Genomic DNA, 16,806 nt, shown 5'->3' with positions numbered 1-16,806 from the left:
CGTAAGGATATCAACATCCACCCATACCCCATAAGCTGAAGGCCTAGTCCTGGTTGAATCCAGTGAAGAAAGAGGGTGTAGTTATGTACGAAAATGAAGAATACAAAGAGGAAAATAATCTCGATGAAGAAAAGCTGAAAGAGACACTTCTCCATCAGGATATACGAACTTTCAGGGAAGAATATCTACTCCTTCATCCATATGATCGGGCTATATTCTACGAGAAGGTCGAACCCGAGTTGCGAAAAAAGATTTACCAGTATTTATCACCTAAAGAACTTGCGGAGATTTTCGAGACAAGTGAAATCGATGCGGATGAATACAAGCAGTTCCTTCAGGAGATGGACACGACGTATGCAGCGGACATGATTTCCTATATGTTCGTCGATAACGCGGTAGATGTCCTGAAGGAACTTGATAAAACACAGGTTGTTAGTTATTTAACATTAATGGATAAAAATGCCGCGACTGAAATTAAAGCCCTGCTTCATTATGAGGAGTACACAGCCGGTTCCATCATGACAACGGAATATGTAACGGTTCCACAAAACTCGACGGTTCGTTCCGGCATGACCATTTTGCGGAATGAGGCACCAGGCGCGGAAACGATTTATTATGTGTTTGTTGTGGATGACGATAATCGACTAACGGGGGTCGTCTCCTTAAGGGATTTGATCATCGCGGATGAGGATACGTTAATCAGTTCAATTATGAACGAACGTGTTGTGCGTGTACTCGTTTCAGAAGATCAAGAAGAAGTTGCACGCATGATCAAAGACTATAATTTCCTTGCCGTTCCCGTTGTCGATTTTCAACAACATATCCTTGGCATCATAACGGTCGATGATATTATCGATGTCCTTGATGAAGAGGCGTCTGATGACTACTCGAAACTTGCCGCTGTTTCCAATATGGACACGTTCGATAAAAACTCTTTTTCCGCGGCTAAAAAGAGATTGCCGTGGCTGTTGATTCTATTAGTGCTCGGCATGCTGACTGCTAATTTAATTGATTTGTTTACGGAAACGATCTCGAAAGTGGCTTTGTTGGCCGCCTTCATCCCCCTGATTGCGGGGACAGCGGGGAATAGTGGGACGCAAGCCCTCGCTGTTGCAGTGCGTGGGATTGCCACTCGTGACGTGGAAGATGAGAGTAAATTCAAGCTACTGTTACGTGAAGCGGGAACCGGTCTGATTACGGGTATATTGTGCGCCATATTCGTTGTCGGACTGATCTATGTATGGAAACATGAATTTATCATCGGTCTTCTCGTTGGAGCGGCCATTCTCGTTTCCATCTTTGTTGCAACCATCTCGGGCTCCTTTATTCCGTTGTTCATGCATAAGATGAAAATTGACCCGGCAGTCGCATCGGGCCCTTTTATCACAACATTGAATGACGTCATCAGTATTATTATCTATCTTGGTCTCGCAACAGCTTTCATCGGTGATCTATAAACCGATGAAAGCTTTTTTCATTCAGCAGGTGCGCTCTATATTTCAATTGTCCAGCTCCGGGCGCCAGATGCTCAGGTCATAAGCAATCTAGCTATGTGGCAAAAAGCACCAATACGCTAGATTGACTTATGCCTGTCGCATCTAGACGGCGCCCTACTCATTTCTGTAGAACTTTGGGCAACTTGGGTGCATATAATGCTTTTAGAAAGGATGTGCTATTCATGTTCCGAAATGAACCGTTAATGTTTGTTCAAGGGCCACCTGTCTATATTAAAGTTTCGATAAAGGATGAAGAAAGCACGTCGGTTTTTGTGACCAACGAAGATGAGAGCCAAGTGATAGCACAGGACATTCAGGAAGAAAAAGAACAGCAGACGATCCAAGAATTACCAGAGGAACAACCATTACAAAAAATACCCGATCCTTCCATTATTAGAAGGATCAATTACCTTGGATCCCCCTTTGCTCGACAAGTGTATCGACCGCTTCAGTTTGTAATGGGAGAAGAAAGAGTGAAAGGGACCATCGATCAGATAAACGGTGAAACGCTAGTCATTGAAAAGACAGAAGGGGAAAAAGAGCATATCGCCATTGAAATAAGGAAAATTGAAGAAATCCTTTGGCGCGGTGAACCTTTCCTTGAAGAATAAAAGAACGCCTCAGCGTTCTTTTTTTACGTTTAAAATTAAAAACTGCCTAATCGAATAGTCGATTAGGCAGATTGGCATTGCAGGCCATTTCTAATTAAACTTCATCTTAGACTTCGTCGCAATCGATAAATACATCCTTGATACATTGTACAGCACAGAAACATTTTAAGTCGACAGTTACACAAGAACCAGTCGCCTCAAATCTTTCCACTTCACAGAACGCATCAAAATCGAGTTTACCGTGTTTAAATAGGTCGACTCTTCTTCCTCTCGAATCCCGTGGTTCAAGAACTTGTAATGTTGCGCAGCAGTTGTCGAAAATGTTTTGAACTCTGAAAAAGACGGAGAAACAGCTTTCGCAATCTCTTTCGCTTGTGGCATCATTCGCTGGACCCTGATTCCGTCCTCTTCTTCTATGATTAAAAAATGCTTTGAACGGATCACCCTCGTCATTCATGAGCATGAAGACCCGAGTGTTAGCACGTTGTCTTGAAGGGCTCACGAGACTTCCAAGTGGTGTTAAAAAACAATCAGTTCTGCAATCATCACAATCCTGTTCATCACGGATGTCCTGTATGCGACGGATCGCGCGGACTACCTCGCAGATACAGTTATCATGACGACGAGACTCTACCACATCTTCACTTCTTCCACATCCCATTCATTCCACCTCCTTTTCTCAGTTCTTTATTACTTTATGCGACACGTTTCGGGAGAATCGGGCAGACGGACTGGTTATGAATAAAGTTAAGGAGGAAAAGGCATACTGTGAAAAAATGGAGGGGACGCGTATTCGAAAAGTTGTCATGCTGTTTTTCACACTTATTTTACTCTCCGGCTGTTCGTGGAATGAAATCCGTAGTTACGATGGGGCGAATGGGGAATCTGAAAAAGCACAAGAGCTATTCACAAACGATAATCGGGTGGTCTCCGCTGCTACGATATTCCATGAAGATGAAGTGGTAGCAGGGATTTCCCTTAAAGCATTTTCTCGATTCAAAAAGGATAAAATTGAAAAGGAACTGAAAAAGGAACTGGAAAAGCAATATCCGGATCGGGAAGTGACCATTTCAGCGGACAGTAAAATATGGATGGAAGCGAATAAGCTCATCGATTCGGATGAGAAAAAAGATATCGATAAAACGATAAAAAAATTAAAATCATTGCTAAAGGAAGAGACATAATGGACGAGAAAAAGTATGCAAAGTTGGAGCAGGGCATGTCACCGAAAACGCCGTTGGTACGCAATATGGTTTTTGCATTTTTGACGGGCGGGACAATCTGTTTAATCGGTCAATTCATCTCTTTATTTTATATGTCTTTTTTTGATTTTACGGAGAGGACAGCCAGTAACCCGACCGTTGCAACGATGATTTTTATAGCGATGCTTCTTACCGGCTTTGGTCTCTATAAGAAAATCGGCCAATTCGGAGGGGCAGGTAGTGCTGTACCGATTACAGGATTTAGTAATGCAGTCGTTTCCGCTGCAATTGAACATAAGTCGGAAGGATATGTACTTGGAGTAGGGGGGAACATGTTCAAATTAGCGGGATCGGTTATCCTGTTTGGCGTGTTTTCCGCTTTTGCTGTTGCGCTCATTAAAACAATACTTGTCAAATTGGGAGTAGTGTCATGGTAAGAAAAGGGCTGTTAACTTTTAAAACGATGCCTTCCATTGCCACGACCGGTGTAACTGCAGGGCCGTTGGAAAAGCAAAGTCCCTTCAGTGATCAGTTTGATAAGATCTATGATGATGAGCGTTGTGATACGAAAACGAATGAACATGCGCATGCCAAAATGATGGAAGATGCCTGTATGATTGCGCTCAGTAAAGTGGATGCCAATCCGAGTGACGCCGACTATTTACTCATCGGCGATTTAGTCAATCAGATGACTCCTTCCAATTTTAGTGCAACGACGTTGGCAATCCCCTATATCGGCATGTTTTCGGCGTGTGCGACTTCCATATCCACCACGATCATGGCTGCACTGTTAACCGAAATGGGCATGTCCAAATATGCAGTGGCAGGGGCCTCGAGTCAGCATAATGCGGTTGAAAGGCAGTTCCGCTACCCAATCGAGTATGGAGCACAAAAGCCTGAAACCGCTCAATGGACGGTTACGGCGGCCGGTGTAGCTGTAGTGACCCCGCAAAAAAAGGGGACACCTTCTATTACATGTGCGACGATCGGAACTGCCGTTGATCTGGGCATGACGGATCCGCTTAATATGGGCGCCGCGATGGCACCGGCAGCTGCGGATACGCTCTATCGTCATTTGAAAGGCCATCAGACGAAAGAGAGTGATTATGATTGCATTATGACAGGCGATCTCGGAAAGTCTGGATTTGAAATTTATAAAAAACTGGCAGGAAATAAAGGGATCCAGATTACAGAAAATTTCCGGGATGCAGGCGCCGAATTTTATGGGGATGATCCTTTGTTTTTAGCGGGAGCAAGCGGAGCGGGTTGTTCTGCGTCAGTCTATTTTTCCGAGGTGATCGGTAAAATGATGAAAGGTGAATATCAACGGGTTCTGTTAATCGCGACAGGAGCACTGTTGTCGCCATTATCGTTTCAACAAAAAGATACGATCCCTTGCATCGCGCACGCGGTCGAATTAACGATGAAATGAGTGGGATAAATGATTTCAATTTTCATAACAGCATTTATTGTCGGGGGTCTAATATGTGTAATCGGACAGTTGTTATTTGACGTAGCCAAACTGACCCCTGCACATACTTTATGTATTCTCGTGGTGGCCGGTTCGATATTGGATGGATTCGGACTGTATGAACCGTTAATTGATTTTGCCGGAGCGGGTGCGACTGTTCCGATTACGTCATTTGGCAATTCCTTGACACATGGCGCGATGGCAGAGGCGGAAAAGCATGGGTTGATCGGTGTGTTGACTGGTATGTTTGAAGTGACGAGTTCTGGAATCAGTGCGGCTATTCTTTTCGGATTTATCGCTTCGGTGTTTTTTAAACCGAAAGGCAAGATTTAACTTGATTCAGCAGAAGTCCCCCACTTCCATAAGTGGCGGGATGAATGTCAGAATGCATTTCAAATGAAAGTGCCTTAATTTCTGCAAAAAGCGCAGAAATACGGCAAATCGAACCCTACGCTGTTCGATTCGCAATTACGCCGAGGCGTAATTGATTAGGGAACAAAAATATGACCGCCATTATCGGTTTTTGAAAATCTGGACGTATGCCCCCCCTTCGAGATCTTCTTTGCATATTATATGTGGAGAAGGAAGGGGGGATTTTCATGTGGGGATGCTATCCAAGTGGATGTGGATATGAGAGCGGATTTGTTGGTGGCTACGGCGGTTTTGATGGTGGAAGAGGCTGTAACTACGGCGGTTCGACATTCGTTCTAATTGTTGTTCTCTTTATCTTGCTCATTATTGTGGGCAAAAGTTTTTGCTAATTTGAAGGGGGGATAACATATGAATGATTCATTTTTCCGGAAAATCGAATCAAAAACCGGCGTCCCGATGGAAGAAGTGTTTGCACTGGCAAATGCCATTCAATATGCGGACTTCAGTGATGAACGCCAAGTGAGGAAAATCATACGAAAAGTTGGTAAGCTTGCCAAGAAAGATGTCCCGCAACAGATGGAAGATGAACTGGTACGCTCCATCGTCTCAGATGGAAAATCAGTGAATATTCAAGATATCCAAAACATGCTGGGCAGACAGTGAGAAGAAGCGGAATTTCGGTGAATAGGTTTAAAAGTCGCCGCATATGGATATAGAAAGATAGAGCAGAAAACTAATCTGAGAAGAGGGGTGTGAGCAATGGGTTATCTTTTACCGATTCACTCCATTCAATCCCAACAGTATGCAGATCGGATGAATAGGGAGCCTTCTACATTCACGAAAATAGATCGCGTAGCAAAAGTGAGTTTTACTGAAGAGCTATTGAGTCGTGACGTTTTAAGTGAGCAAAACCATTTAGATGTCTATGATGAAAAGGAGAAGACGGCCATTGCTTCACCTCCCTCTTCATATGAAAAGGCGAATGGTCCAAATCCCGTTAACCTTTCACCGATTCTCGCTAAAATCACTGGAAAAGGCTTATTTGTCAATAAGTACGTTTAATAGAAATAAAAATGAAAAAGTTCGCTTTGCTGAAGAAGCAAAGCGAACTTTTTCACGTTTTGTAGCCAAAAATACTTTAGGATGGATCTAGAATATGTTTTTCCATTGCACGATGCGGGATATCCGCATCCATAAATTCAGGGGACGTCACGACATAACCTAATTTTTCGTAGAAAGGGATAGCATAGGACTGGGCGTTCAGAACGATTTTCGTCAATCCTGTTTCCTGCGCATGTTCTTCAAGTGCATGCATGATAAGATTCCCTAGATGCTTTCCGCGAAACGTTTCCAATATACAGACCCGTTCCACTTTCCCCACCCCGTTGGAAGTCATTCGCAGGCGACCGGCACCAATAGGAGTATCTGATGAATAGACGACAAAATGGGTGGCCGTTTCATCCAGATCATCGATTTCCAAGTTGAGCGGTACGCCTTGTTCTTCAACGAACACTTTTCTTCTGACAGAATATGCATGTTCTCTTTCAAGGTCAGAAGTTGCGATTCTTACCGTAAACAACGCTTAGTTGTCCTCATCAAGACGGAAAGTTTCATAGACAGTCCATGATCCGTCTTCCAACTGATAGAGTAAGTGGAGTCGATCGATCATTTCGGTATGATCAACACCGACCATTTTCAATTGACCGATAATGTCATCATGTTCACCAGATGAAAGTTTTTGCGCAATGGTTATATGTGGAACGAAAGCATATTCAGGCTCATCGCCGAAGAAGTCATGATTCAAATCTTTGTACAATGCAAGCAATGCATCATTAGGAACGACTTTGAAGAAGATGGTGTTCGTAATCGGTGCAAATGTACCGACCTTCGAAACAGTCAATTCAAACGGATCATGTTTTGCTGTCACTTTTTGAATCGCTTTTGCAACCTCTTCGATTTCTTGGTCGTTTGCTTCAAATACACCTTTAATGGTCATATGTGGTGTAATCAATGCATAATGCGGGTCATAACGTTTCCGGTAAGCATTTGCCAGATCTTGGAGTTTTTTAGATGGGAATGCAACAATGCCGTATTTCATAGTACAAGACCTCCTCATTAGAATGATATAAAATTTTTATACTATCGATTATAACAGAATAATCAACCGATGTCCGGTTAACTTAATTTAGCGAATGGCCATAGACCATTTTGAGCGCGCGGGGAACATCGGGTTGCCAATGTTTCCATGTGTGGTCCCCTTTAAATTCTTCATAGAAGTAAGGAATCCCTTTTTTTTCGAGCAAATCTTTTAATAATCGATTCGGTGTCAGGAAATCTTGGATACCATCTGCCGTTGTTTTTACTTCGGTCTCTCCTTCGCCGATAATATGGTAAATTGAAATAGAGGAGAGATCCTCTGCATTCTCGACTTCTTTTAGGACCGAATCATCGACATAAGGGGAATGAAGCATCACTTTACCGAATATATTAGGGTACTTCAATGCTGTACGTAATGATGTTGTCGCTGCGAGAGAATCGCCGATCAGCCCTCTGCTAGCTCCTATTTGGTTTGTCGGATATTCCTGATCCAAATAGGGCACGAGCTCATGTGCAAGAAAACGGATATAAGCATCACTGCGGTCTCCGTCAGGATGATACATTCGTCTTCTTTCGGGAACACTTTTATAGGGGACTCCGACGACGATGATATCTTCAATCTCCCCTTCCTCCATCAATTGGTCGACAACGCGTCCAATACGGCCATATTGGAAATAATCTTTTCCATCCGATGCGATGAGCACCTCATATTTATAGAGAGGAGAATAGTTATGCGGCAAGTGGATGAGCAGTTGCATCTCTTCGCCCAGCGATTCGCTGTAAATCGAAATATCTTCAATTTTTCCGTATGTCATGCATGATGCCTCCTAAAAATGGGGATGTATAGAAAGTGTATCATATTCGTGGTAAGCAGGTATAATGGTTCCATTGTCTTTGAAAGTAATTGAAAAGGGAGATGAGCGCATATGTTTGATAAAAAGAAGATTGTTCATTCGAAATTGGTAACTGAAGCCACAAAAGAGGCATTGTTGCGACGCGGGGTGACTTTGGAGTCGATCGCAGAAATCGTTTTCGAAATGCAACTCCCGTATAATGCAGGACTTCAAATGGAGCACTGTATTGAATCGGTTGAAGGGGTGCTACGGAAACGGGAATTGCAACATGCCATTTTAGTCGGTATTGAATTGGATGAGTTAGCGGAACAGGGGAAATTGTCAGGTCCACTCCAGCAAATTGTCGAATCGGATGAAGGCCTGTTTGGTGTCGATGAAACGATTGCGCTCGGTGCTGTGTTTACATATGGCTCCATTGCTGTAACGACATTCGGTCATCTCGATAAGAATAAAATCGGGATCATCAACGAGCTGGATACAAAGAAAGGGAAAGGTATCCATACATTCCTGGATGATCTTGTTGCCAGTGTCGCAGCTTGTGCGGCCTCACGCATAGCCCATCGAACGCGTGATTTAGCTGAAAAAGGCGAGACATTCGAAGATATTGAACCGGAAGAAACGATGCCTGAAACGAATGTGGATGGGGCGCAAACTTAATTGGAAGAAAAAACAGTCGGAAAGGATCTTCTTTTCGACTGTTTTTATTTGCAATGAATATTGATAACGCTTGCATTATACCGATAATTAAGAATTTATTTGACAAAATGGATTTGATTCATGTTAATATGGTGCTGGGAGTAATGATAAATTTTAGGAACAAGGGGGAGAATATTGATGAAAAACAAGAAATTAAGTTTGCTAGCATTCATGATGCTAATCGCACTTCTTGTCCTCGCGGCTTGCAATTCCAGCGATGAGGGAAGCAGTGGCGATAGTGGCGGAAATGATAGCGGAAGCGAAAATGGGGCGGAAACAGAAAAAGAAACAGAAACAGGTAAAACGAAAGATGATTATCCATACCTTAGTATTTTAACGGGCGGAACACAGGGAACCTATTATCCGCTTGGGGGTTCTTTCGCTGATTTCATTACGGAAGCGACAGGCATTAAAACGACAGCTGAAGTTTCACAGGCCTCTGCAGCCAATATGACGGCGCTGAAGGATGGTAAACAAGAGATTGCATTCGTACAGACGGATATTGCGTACTATGCATCCAAAGGTGAGTTAATGTTTGAGAATGATGTCATTGACAACGTATCGGCAATCGGTGCGCTTTACCCGGAAACAGTTCAGTTGGTTACGCTTGAAAAGAATGGAATCAAGACTTTTGAAGATTTGAAAGGGAAGAAAGTATCCGTTGGAGCACCGGGTTCAGGGACGTATGCGAACGCGGAACAGCTGCTTGAAATCCATGGTTTGACAATGGATGATATTAGCCCGCAAATGCTCGATTTCGGTGAATCTCAAGAAAGTTTACAAGCGGGTCAGATTGATGCTGCGTTCATCACGGCTGGAACACCAACGGGTGCGGTTGAAGGTTTGCACGCAGTTGCGAAAGTATTTATCGTACCTGTAGAAGATGACAAAGCGGACGAGTTGATTGCAAAATATCCGTATTACGCAAAAGAAATCATTCCAGCAGGGACGTATGGCTCGGCAGATGAAACACCTGCGGTTTCTGTAGGAGCAATGCTCGTTATTCAGAATGATGTGCCAGAAGATTTGGGTTATGAAATTACAAAAGCCATCTATGACAACGCATCCAAAATTCAACATGCCAAAGGGGCGCTAATCAAAGCTGAATCTGGCCTTGATGGGATTGGAATTCCAGTTCATCCAGGTGCGCAGAAATACTTTGACGAAGTAAATAACTGATCATTGAAAATTTGGATGGGGCGGTGAAGCAGTAAGCTTCGGCCGTCCCATTCGTTTTCATTAATTGTCGAAATCCAAAGGGGAGAGGAAGTGGCGGATGAATCGTAAAAAAGTCTTTCCGCTCATACTTTTAGTAAGTACCCTTTTGCTGTGCGCTTTTTTTATACCACTGAAAAATGCATTTATATTCATAGAAAACCGTTCGGAAAATGCGGAGACGTATTACCTCTCGTTGAAAAAAGAAACACAATTCCAAATAAGGTATGTTCATTCTATCCATCTGAGTGACGTATTGGAAACGTACAATGTGACAGCCGATGGTCAAATTCAACTGCAATCCATGCAATATGAAGATTTTGCAATTGGTTTACCAAGTTATGCAGAAGAAGGCGAATCACTGACGGTGGAAGATGGCGTTTATACGCTTACATATGATGATAATGTCATTGACTCATTCAATCTATTAATCGGAGATGTAGATGCTGATTTAGCTTTTCGCTATTCCGGCAAAGAGTTCGATTTGAAAAAACAATTGGAAAGGGGGAGTTCGTACACATTCCGTGTTTCGAAACTTTCTTATTTTCAAATGCTGAAAGGAGATAATATGGATGGCAAATGACAAGAAGCAGAATGATAAAACAATGGTCGAGTCTGAAACGGAAGAGTTCAAAATGCTTTCAGAAGAAGAACAATTGGAGATTCTTCAAAAGTATGATCCGGAATCGAATACACGAAATGTATCGGGAATTTTCAAGAAAATCGTCTTTTTCGGTCTGCTGGCATTTTCTGTTTTTCAGCTATATACGGCGATTGGAACACCATTTACTGCCTATATCCAGCGTTCCATTCACCTAGGCTTTGCTTTGGCACTGATTTTCATACTGTTCCCTGCACGGAAAAAGCCGGGGGTGAAACGCAATAAAGTCCCGTTTTACGATGTCTTATTATCGATACTGGCCATTGGAGTAGGTATTTATTGGCCGCTTCTCATCGATGAACTTGTCCTTCGTGTCGGCCGGGTTTCTAGTCTTGATCTGATTGTCGGTATTCTTGCGATTCTTCTAACGCTGGAGGCGGCGAGGCGCGCAGTAGGGATCCCGATTACAATCATAGCGAGTGCATTTTTAGTCTATGCATTTTTTGGACCACATTTCCCGGGATTCTTAGCTCACCGCGGTCAAGACTTGGAAAGTATTGTCCAGCTGATGTTTTTCACGACAGATGGGATTCTAGGTACGCCGATCAGTGTATCTGCGACATTCATTTTCGTATTTTTATTGTTCGGTTCTTTCCTTGTGAAAACGGGTGTCGGCAATTATTTCAATGATTTGGCGGTTGTTTTGGCGGGGCGTTCAATTGGAGGTCCTGCAAAAGTGGCAATTTTCTCGAGTGCCTTGCAAGGGACCATCTCGGGTAGCTCGGTTGCGAACGTAGTAGGTTCAGGTTCCTATACGATTCCGATGATGAAAAAGCTTGGGTATCGGAAGGAATTTGCGGGCGGTGTTGAAGCTGCTGCATCTACAGGCGGTCAAATCATGCCTCCGATCATGGGAGCGGCCGCTTTCCTGATGGTTGAATTTATCGGGGGGATCACATATTGGGAGATTGCGAAAGCGGCGGCAATTCCAGCCTTACTTTATTTCACGGGTATTTGGATTATGACGCATTTTGAAGCGAAGCGTGTTGGACTGAGCGGGATGTCGGAAGATCAAATCCCTGATCGAAAAGCAACGCTCAAGAAAATTTACTTACTTTTACCGATTCTTGGAATCATTGTGTTTCTTTTAATTGGTATCCCGACGATGAAAGCAGCACTGCTGGGGATCGTCTTGACGATCATCGTCAGTGCGTTTGATAAGTCGACACGGCTTGGATTGAAAGATATGATTCATGCATTGGTCGATGGAGCTCGTACCGCACTTGCCGTTGCCGCTGCAACAGCCTGTGCTGGGATTATTGTCGGGGTTGTCGTAAAGACAGGTCTTGGTTTAAGCTTAGCAACAGGATTGATCAATGCGGCAGGTGGTAATATTCTATTGACACTGATCTTTACGATGTTTGCAGCGTTGGTGCTCGGAATGGGTTCGCCGACAACCGCAAACTATGTTATTACCTCAACGATTGCCGCACCGGCGATTATCACTTTATTGATGCTTGATAATCCGGATGCAACTGTTCCGATTGTCGTAGCGGTCTCAGCGCATCTATTTGTTTTCTACTTTGGAATTATTGCAGACATCACACCACCTGTAGCCCTAGCTGCATTTGCGGCTTCCGGCATTTCTGGAGGGGATCCGATTAAAACTGGGGTTGTGTCCGCAAAATTAGCCATTGCAGCATTTATCATTCCATATATGTTCGTCTTCAATCCGGCCATGCTTATGATGGGGGCATCGCTTCCTGAAATCTTATGGGTTGTTACGACTGCTATTATCGGTATGATAGCGATCGGTGCAGGAATGATCGGCTATTGGTACCGAAAATGCAATTGGATTGAACGGCTGCTTGCAGTGGTAACAGGATTGCTTCTCATTTATCCGGAAACCATTTCGGACATTGTCGGTCTGGCTATGTTCGTAGGATTATTTACGGTTCAATGGCTGTCTCGTAATAAGGAGAAAGAAGCTGTTACGACGGCCTAATAGGATAGTGGAAATCCCCTTTGCCTGTTGTGGCAAAGGGGATTTAGCAATGAGTATTCTAGTTCATTTATTCTTCGTCCTCATCCAATAAAATTTTTTTCATTCGATAGAGTTTGGATAATTCTCTTACTTTTGTTTCAGGATCTTTCGCTAAATCTTGAAAGAGCGATGGATGTTTTTTCAATACCTCAAAAAGATGCAATTCTTCTGTAGAAAATGTAATATTTCGGTCATCAATTGTACCAATTTGTGAAGATTCGGTGCGATCAGAATTGCCTAGAAGATAGTCTGTGGATACTCCAAAGTACCTAGCGAATATTTTCAATGTATCATAATCCGGTTGTCGGCTGCCTTGCTCATAATTGGCGAGCTTCCCTCTTGAAAAGCCAAGTATTTCTGCTAACTCGTATTGACTTAACCCTTTATCGTTTCGAAGCTTTGCAAGTCTTTTCCCCAACATACGAATGCACCTTCTTAAAATGATTACTAACTTCATTATAAGAAACAAAAAGTTTCCTTTCTATAAAAGTAACGAAACGTTTCTTCTTATATTGACAGAAACAAATCGTTTCTATAAAGTGGTAGATAGATGTAAAGAACTGCCTGAAAGGGATGTGACAAATGGAGGATATGATGAGGTTAAGGGGAGTCATTGGGAGGGTTGGAAATAATGTCAGATGAAATGAAAAAATTGGGAGAAACCGGCATGACGATAAACGAGCTGTCAGTTGGGATTGAGAACTTAGCAGAGCTCGTCGATTTGTTCAGGAAAGCGATTGATCAAACGGAACAATTGCAAAAAACCATTACGCAGATAAATGAATTTCGAGTAAATGCAAAGGTGAAATAGAGAAGGCGGATGTGTAATTGAATTGGCTAGTACGTATCGTGCATATTGAGGTTCATCTCTTTGGGAAGTCGGATGGATCATCAATAAGAGGAGACTGCTCATTGATGAGTGGTCGCCTCTTTTTGTTTCGGTAATATGGATAATTTTCGTTTTCAATTCATATCAATGAGTGGGGTGATGTGAAATGACGGATAAACGGAAAGAGAACGAAAAAGACGAGCAACTTGAGATTTTTCGTGTGGATGACGAAGGAAAGTATATGACAACAAATCAAGGTGTGAAAGTTTCCGAAGACGAACTTTCTTTAACTGCCGGTGTTCGGGGTCCAACTTTAATGGAGGATTTTCATTTCCGGGAAAAACTGACACATTTCGACAACGAAAGAATACCGGAGCGGGTCGTCCATGCCAGGGGCTTTGCTGCTCATGGCGAATTTGAATTGTACGAGGACATGTCACGTTATACAAGAGCGAAAATTTTTACGGATACATCTAAAAAAACGCCAGTTTTTGTCCGATTCTCCACTGTAAATGGGGCGAGGGGCTCGGGAGACACGGCGAGAGATGCGCGTGGATTTGCCACGAAATTTTACACAGAAGAAGGAAACTATGATCTTGTAGCAAATAATATTCCAGTCTTCTTTATTCAGGATGGAATTAAGTTTCCAGACGTTGTCCATGCATTTAAACCGGAACCTCACACCGATATTCCTCAAGCATCTACAGCTCATGATAGCTTTTGGGACTTTGTTGCCAATAATCCGGAAAATGCTCATATGGTGATGTGGATTATGTCGGATCGAGCGATTCCAAGAAGTTTTCGAATGATGGAAGGATTCGGGGTCAATACATTTCGTTTTGTCAATGCTTCGGGGGAAGCATTCTTTGTTAAATTTCATTGGAAACCAAAACTTGGTGTACATTCCTTAGTTTGGGAAGAAGCCCAAAAGCTAATGGGAGTGGATCCTGATTTCCATCGCAATGATTTATGGCATGCGATTGAGCGAGGGGCTTATCCGGAGTTTGAGTTAGGTGTGCAAATTGTAAATCAAGAAGATGAATTCAAGTTTGATTTTGATTTGTTGGACGCAACAAAGCTAATACCTGAGGAAGAAGTTCCGGTACAAATCATTGGAAAGATGACATTGACGAAGAACGTTGATAACTTCTTTGCTGAGACTGAGCAAGTGGCATTTCACCCAGGGAATGTTGTACCTGGCATAGATTTCACAAATGATCCGTTACTCCAAGCGAGATTATTCTCCTATATCGATACTCAATTAATACGCTTAGGTGGTCCGAACTTTCATGAGATTCCAATCAATCGTCCGATTTGTCCCTTCTATAATAACCAGCGTGAAGGTTATCACAGAATGACGATCAATGTTAGTCGAGTGAACTATCATCGGAATTCCTTAGCAGGAAATACACCAACTCCTGTACCGCCTGAAGAGGGTGGTTATAAGCATTATGAAGAGAAGGTTGAGGGGCGGACAATAAGAGCAAGAAGTAAAAGTTTCACCGATTTCTTTTCTCAAGCAACGATGTTCTGGAATAGCATGAGTGAACCTGAGAAGCGACATATCATCGATGCATTTAGTTTTGAACTGGGAAAAGTGAAAAGTGAATCGGTACGACAGCAAAATGTGGATTTATTTGCAAATGTTAACCTTGAACTAGCCAGAATTATAGCTAGAAATATTGGGGTTTCCCCACCGACAAGTGGTGGATCGACCGTAACGAAATCTTCTCCGGCATTAAGCCAATTAAATACGCCGATGTCTGCAAAAACCCGTAAAGTAGCGGTGATTTTATCGGATGGATTTAATGGCCCTTTAGTCAAATCAGTACTGGACTATTGGGAGGCAGCAGGGCTTGTACCAGAAATCATTAGCGAAGATCAAGGAATAGTTCATGGTACGAATGGTGTACAGTTAGTAGCCACACAAAATGTTTATACTGCTGATTCGGTGTTGTATGATGCGGTTTATTTGGTCCGGGGGAGTAGTGAGGATCGAAGATTTAACCAGAAAGTTGCAAATTTCCTTGATGAGGCTTATCGTCATAAAAAGACGATTGGGGCTACTGGTCAAGGTGTACGATGGTTACAGGTCAATCATTTTATCGACAAACCTGGTGTGATTACCGATGGAGATGCTTCAGATTTTGCAAAACGGTTTGTGGAAGCTGTTGCCCAGCATCGTCACTGGGATAGATAGTTATTAAGGGAGGACAGTCAAGTGATAAAAATAAAAAACACCATCCCGCTAGAGGATGATGTTTTTTATGTAATCTTAAGTTGTTGATGTTATGGTCCCAGACGGGCTCGAACCGCCGACCCCTACCTTGTCGAGGTAGTGCTCTCCCAGCTGAGCTATGGAACCGGGATGTTGTTGCGCTTGTCTCAAGCACATTTCTTATTATAGACTGTTTGGTAAATAAGTCAACACTTTTTCTAAAACTTTTTTAAAAAGCTGTAAAACATGTTCATTTCGCATGAAAAGAAGGGAAGCATCGCTCATTTACTTCTCTTATGGAAATCTCCAAATAAAAAAACAGCTTTTCCCTAATCATCTGGAAAAGCTGTTTTAAGGTTCTTCTATGGAAATTGTGACACTCGACGATGGAATGGCAACGAGAATCAGTGTATATGCTCCTGCATTTGTTCTTCCTCTTCAAAGTATAGGAAATTTTCATCTTCAAGTTCGGTAAAGCGTTCTTTGTTCATCCCTAATGATAGGTTTCCTTCAAAAATCGTTTCCCACCATGTTTCTGTTGTAGTCATGTCCATTTCCTCCTTTAAGATCTTTGGTGTTTGAACATTCTATTCCCTAGCGTGTTGTGAAGCGAAACGTGAAAGGTGAAAAAGGAATCGTAAGACCTATTCAGTTATCGATACAAAAAAAGCTGGGAAAAGGGCATCCTACTTGGAAGAATCCTCTTTTCAAAAAACAATTACTAAAAGATGAATCATTGCAACAGAAAGTATGCCGGCATTGCATTGGACCTTCCATTGTTAGTTGATTAGTTCATTCAACAAAAGGGAATGTCCTCTACAGTATATGGAGAAAAAGATGTTCCAAAACTGTGTAATTGGTCGGAACTTATTGCTGTGTAAAAGACGGTTCTTTTGAAATATTGACTTCTTTTAATAAGTTCAATTTAAAATTTGGATGTTAGGCATCGTTTTTTGCTTTTATAAAAAGTTTCGTTCGCATTGGCTATTTCTTTGGTCATGGATGACGCCCGTTATAGAAAAAAGTATAATAAGAACAGATCGTTTACATGGCAATCTTTTTTGGATATTCGATTTGACTAAACGAAAAAAAGATAAATA

Annotated in this window: 21 protein-coding genes and 1 tRNA gene; 15 read left to right on the top strand and 7 right to left on the bottom strand. The window is 42.5% G+C overall.

The genetic code is table 11. The features are described 5' to 3' along the window. Window positions 1-83: 83 nt before the first annotated feature. Entirely contained in the window at window positions 84-1,457 is a 1,374-nt protein-coding gene (gene mgtE, locus MHZ95_RS03135) for a magnesium transporter (RefSeq protein WP_239389034.1), read from the top strand. A gap of 221 nt (window positions 1,458-1,678) precedes the next feature. After that, the gene (locus MHZ95_RS03130; protein WP_239389033.1) at window positions 1,679-2,107 is read left to right on the top strand and encodes a hypothetical protein; all 429 of its coding nucleotides are present in this window, start codon (window positions 1,679-1,681) and stop codon (window positions 2,105-2,107) included. A gap of 106 nt (window positions 2,108-2,213) precedes the next feature. On the opposite strand, the gene MHZ95_RS03125 is transcribed toward MHZ95_RS03130, so the two are convergent. Beyond that, window positions 2,214-2,768, bottom strand: coding sequence for a CotY/CotZ family spore coat protein (locus tag MHZ95_RS03125; protein ID WP_239389032.1), 555 nt, complete (start codon window positions 2,766-2,768; stop codon window positions 2,214-2,216). Between the two features lie 76 nt (window positions 2,769-2,844). Here MHZ95_RS03125 and MHZ95_RS03120 point away from each other — a divergent pair, with 76 nt between their 5' ends. The 7 genes from MHZ95_RS03120 (at window position 2,845) to MHZ95_RS03090 (ending at window position 6,214) form a co-directional block, all read left to right on the top strand. Beyond that, window positions 2,845-3,291 (top strand): hypothetical protein, encoded by a 447-nt coding sequence (locus MHZ95_RS03120; RefSeq protein WP_239389031.1) that lies wholly within the window; start codon window positions 2,845-2,847, stop codon window positions 3,289-3,291. Further along, window positions 3,291-3,746 carry a stage V sporulation protein AC gene (gene spoVAC, locus MHZ95_RS03115; RefSeq protein ID WP_239389030.1) on the top strand — a complete coding sequence of 152 codons (456 nt, stop codon included), beginning with the start codon at window positions 3,291-3,293 and terminating at the stop codon, window positions 3,744-3,746. Before MHZ95_RS03120 ends, spoVAC begins: the two co-directional genes overlap by 1 nt. Beyond that, window positions 3,740-4,741: a beta-ketoacyl-[acyl-carrier-protein] synthase family protein gene (locus MHZ95_RS03110; RefSeq protein WP_239389029.1), complete on the top strand. Its 1,002-nt coding sequence runs from the start codon at window positions 3,740-3,742 to the stop codon at window positions 4,739-4,741. The genes spoVAC and MHZ95_RS03110 overlap by 7 nt, the downstream gene beginning before the upstream one ends. A 9-nt stretch (window positions 4,742-4,750) precedes the next feature. Further along, window positions 4,751-5,113: a stage V sporulation protein AE gene (gene spoVAE, locus MHZ95_RS03105; protein WP_239389028.1), complete on the top strand. Its 363-nt coding sequence runs from the start codon at window positions 4,751-4,753 to the stop codon at window positions 5,111-5,113. 266 nt (window positions 5,114-5,379) lie between these two features. After that, entirely contained in the window at window positions 5,380-5,541 is a 162-nt protein-coding gene (locus MHZ95_RS03100; RefSeq protein ID WP_239389027.1) for a YjcZ family sporulation protein, read from the top strand. Between the two features lie 19 nt (window positions 5,542-5,560). Then, window positions 5,561-5,815 carry a stage VI sporulation protein F gene (locus MHZ95_RS03095; protein WP_239389026.1) on the top strand — a complete coding sequence of 85 codons (255 nt, stop codon included), beginning with the start codon at window positions 5,561-5,563 and terminating at the stop codon, window positions 5,813-5,815. A gap of 96 nt (window positions 5,816-5,911) precedes the next feature. Then, window positions 5,912-6,214 (top strand): hypothetical protein, encoded by a 303-nt coding sequence (locus MHZ95_RS03090; protein ID WP_239389025.1) that lies wholly within the window; start codon window positions 5,912-5,914, stop codon window positions 6,212-6,214. A gap of 76 nt (window positions 6,215-6,290) precedes the next feature. On the opposite strand, the gene MHZ95_RS03085 is transcribed toward MHZ95_RS03090, so the two are convergent. The 3 genes from MHZ95_RS03085 to MHZ95_RS03075 all read right to left on the bottom strand — a co-directional run bounded on the left by MHZ95_RS03085 (window position 6,291) and on the right by MHZ95_RS03075 (window position 8,064). Beyond that, on the bottom strand, window positions 6,291-6,731 hold the full coding sequence (locus MHZ95_RS03085) for a GNAT family N-acetyltransferase (RefSeq protein WP_239389024.1): 441 nt from the start codon (window positions 6,729-6,731) through the stop codon (window positions 6,291-6,293). A 3-nt stretch (window positions 6,732-6,734) separates the two neighbouring features. Beyond that, window positions 6,735-7,250: a YjcG family protein gene (locus MHZ95_RS03080; protein WP_239389023.1), complete on the bottom strand. Its 516-nt coding sequence runs from the start codon at window positions 7,248-7,250 to the stop codon at window positions 6,735-6,737. A gap of 82 nt (window positions 7,251-7,332) precedes the next feature. Next, a complete protein-coding gene (locus MHZ95_RS03075; RefSeq protein WP_239389022.1) occupies window positions 7,333-8,064 on the bottom strand; it encodes an alpha/beta hydrolase in 732 nt (243 codons plus the stop codon). Window positions 8,065-8,175: 111 nt separating this feature from the next. Here MHZ95_RS03075 and MHZ95_RS03070 point away from each other — a divergent pair, with 111 nt between their 5' ends. From MHZ95_RS03070 to MHZ95_RS03055, 4 genes are all read left to right on the top strand, one after another. Continuing rightward, complete coding sequence (locus MHZ95_RS03070) at window positions 8,176-8,760, top strand: phosphatidylglycerophosphatase A family protein (RefSeq protein ID WP_239389021.1); 585 nt, start codon at window positions 8,176-8,178, stop codon at window positions 8,758-8,760. 177 nt (window positions 8,761-8,937) lie between these two features. Then, complete coding sequence (locus tag MHZ95_RS03065; protein ID WP_239389020.1) at window positions 8,938-9,978, top strand: TAXI family TRAP transporter solute-binding subunit; 1,041 nt, start codon at window positions 8,938-8,940, stop codon at window positions 9,976-9,978. Between the two features lie 97 nt (window positions 9,979-10,075). After that, window positions 10,076-10,597: a DUF1850 domain-containing protein gene (locus MHZ95_RS03060; RefSeq protein ID WP_239389019.1), complete on the top strand. Its 522-nt coding sequence runs from the start codon at window positions 10,076-10,078 to the stop codon at window positions 10,595-10,597. Window positions 10,598-10,619: 22 nt separating this feature from the next. Continuing rightward, window positions 10,620-12,620 carry a TRAP transporter permease gene (locus tag MHZ95_RS03055; protein ID WP_239389192.1) on the top strand — a complete coding sequence of 667 codons (2,001 nt, stop codon included), beginning with the start codon at window positions 10,620-10,622 and terminating at the stop codon, window positions 12,618-12,620. Between the two features lie 67 nt (window positions 12,621-12,687). On the opposite strand, the gene MHZ95_RS03050 is transcribed toward MHZ95_RS03055, so the two are convergent. Beyond that, window positions 12,688-13,080 carry a helix-turn-helix domain-containing protein gene (locus tag MHZ95_RS03050; RefSeq protein WP_239389018.1) on the bottom strand — a complete coding sequence of 131 codons (393 nt, stop codon included), beginning with the start codon at window positions 13,078-13,080 and terminating at the stop codon, window positions 12,688-12,690. A gap of 210 nt (window positions 13,081-13,290) precedes the next feature. On the opposite strand from MHZ95_RS03050, the gene MHZ95_RS03045 reads away from it, so the two are divergent. Both MHZ95_RS03045 and MHZ95_RS03040 read left to right on the top strand, forming a co-directional pair. Then, complete coding sequence (locus tag MHZ95_RS03045; RefSeq protein WP_239389017.1) at window positions 13,291-13,470, top strand: hypothetical protein; 180 nt, start codon at window positions 13,291-13,293, stop codon at window positions 13,468-13,470. A 184-nt stretch (window positions 13,471-13,654) separates the two neighbouring features. Then, on the top strand, window positions 13,655-15,688 hold the full coding sequence (locus MHZ95_RS03040) for a catalase (protein ID WP_239389016.1): 2,034 nt from the start codon (window positions 13,655-13,657) through the stop codon (window positions 15,686-15,688). Window positions 15,689-15,780: 92 nt separating this feature from the next. Here MHZ95_RS03040 and MHZ95_RS03035 read toward each other — a convergent pair. Then, window positions 15,781-15,853 (bottom strand) — tRNA-Val (locus MHZ95_RS03035). Between the two features lie 257 nt (window positions 15,854-16,110). Next, entirely contained in the window at window positions 16,111-16,254 is a 144-nt protein-coding gene (locus MHZ95_RS03030; RefSeq protein WP_239389015.1) for a hypothetical protein, read from the bottom strand. Window positions 16,255-16,806: the final 552 nt, after the last annotated feature.

Source organism: Sporosarcina sp. ACRSM, assembly GCF_022346545.1.
Classification (GTDB): domain Bacteria; phylum Bacillota; class Bacilli; order Bacillales_A; family Planococcaceae; genus Sporosarcina.
Note: the sequence above shows the minus strand (reverse complement) of the source record. Positions and strands in the feature narration are given on the sequence as shown.

Bases quoted from the DNA above. Each gene is read 5' to 3' on its own strand.
- mgtE (WP_239389034.1), top strand. From the start codon at position 84: ATGTACGAAAATGAAGAATACAAAGAGGAAAATAATCTCGATGAAGAA.
- MHZ95_RS03130 (WP_239389033.1), top strand. From the start codon at position 1,679: ATGTTCCGAAATGAACCGTTAATGTTTGTTCAAGGGCCACCTGTCTAT.
- MHZ95_RS03125 (WP_239389032.1), bottom strand. From the start codon at position 2,768: ATGGGATGTGGAAGAAGTGAAGATGTGGTAGAGTCTCGTCGTCATGAT.
- MHZ95_RS03120 (WP_239389031.1), top strand. From the start codon at position 2,845: ATGAATAAAGTTAAGGAGGAAAAGGCATACTGTGAAAAAATGGAGGGG.
- spoVAC (WP_239389030.1), top strand. From the start codon at position 3,291: ATGGACGAGAAAAAGTATGCAAAGTTGGAGCAGGGCATGTCACCGAAA.
- MHZ95_RS03110 (WP_239389029.1), top strand. From the start codon at position 3,740: ATGGTAAGAAAAGGGCTGTTAACTTTTAAAACGATGCCTTCCATTGCC.
- spoVAE (WP_239389028.1), top strand. From the start codon at position 4,751: ATGATTTCAATTTTCATAACAGCATTTATTGTCGGGGGTCTAATATGT.
- MHZ95_RS03100 (WP_239389027.1), top strand. From the start codon at position 5,380: ATGTGGGGATGCTATCCAAGTGGATGTGGATATGAGAGCGGATTTGTT.
- MHZ95_RS03095 (WP_239389026.1), top strand. From the start codon at position 5,561: ATGAATGATTCATTTTTCCGGAAAATCGAATCAAAAACCGGCGTCCCG.
- MHZ95_RS03090 (WP_239389025.1), top strand. From the start codon at position 5,912: ATGGGTTATCTTTTACCGATTCACTCCATTCAATCCCAACAGTATGCA.
- MHZ95_RS03080 (WP_239389023.1), bottom strand. From the start codon at position 7,250: ATGAAATACGGCATTGTTGCATTCCCATCTAAAAAACTCCAAGATCTG.
- MHZ95_RS03075 (WP_239389022.1), bottom strand. From the start codon at position 8,064: ATGACATACGGAAAAATTGAAGATATTTCGATTTACAGCGAATCGCTG.
- MHZ95_RS03070 (WP_239389021.1), top strand. From the start codon at position 8,176: ATGTTTGATAAAAAGAAGATTGTTCATTCGAAATTGGTAACTGAAGCC.
- MHZ95_RS03065 (WP_239389020.1), top strand. From the start codon at position 8,938: ATGAAAAACAAGAAATTAAGTTTGCTAGCATTCATGATGCTAATCGCA.
- MHZ95_RS03060 (WP_239389019.1), top strand. From the start codon at position 10,076: ATGAATCGTAAAAAAGTCTTTCCGCTCATACTTTTAGTAAGTACCCTT.
- MHZ95_RS03055 (WP_239389192.1), top strand. From the start codon at position 10,620: ATGGTCGAGTCTGAAACGGAAGAGTTCAAAATGCTTTCAGAAGAAGAA.
- MHZ95_RS03050 (WP_239389018.1), bottom strand. From the start codon at position 13,080: ATGTTGGGGAAAAGACTTGCAAAGCTTCGAAACGATAAAGGGTTAAGT.
- MHZ95_RS03045 (WP_239389017.1), top strand. From the start codon at position 13,291: ATGTCAGATGAAATGAAAAAATTGGGAGAAACCGGCATGACGATAAAC.
- MHZ95_RS03040 (WP_239389016.1), top strand. From the start codon at position 13,655: ATGACGGATAAACGGAAAGAGAACGAAAAAGACGAGCAACTTGAGATT.
- MHZ95_RS03030 (WP_239389015.1), bottom strand. From the start codon at position 16,254: ATGACTACAACAGAAACATGGTGGGAAACGATTTTTGAAGGAAACCTA.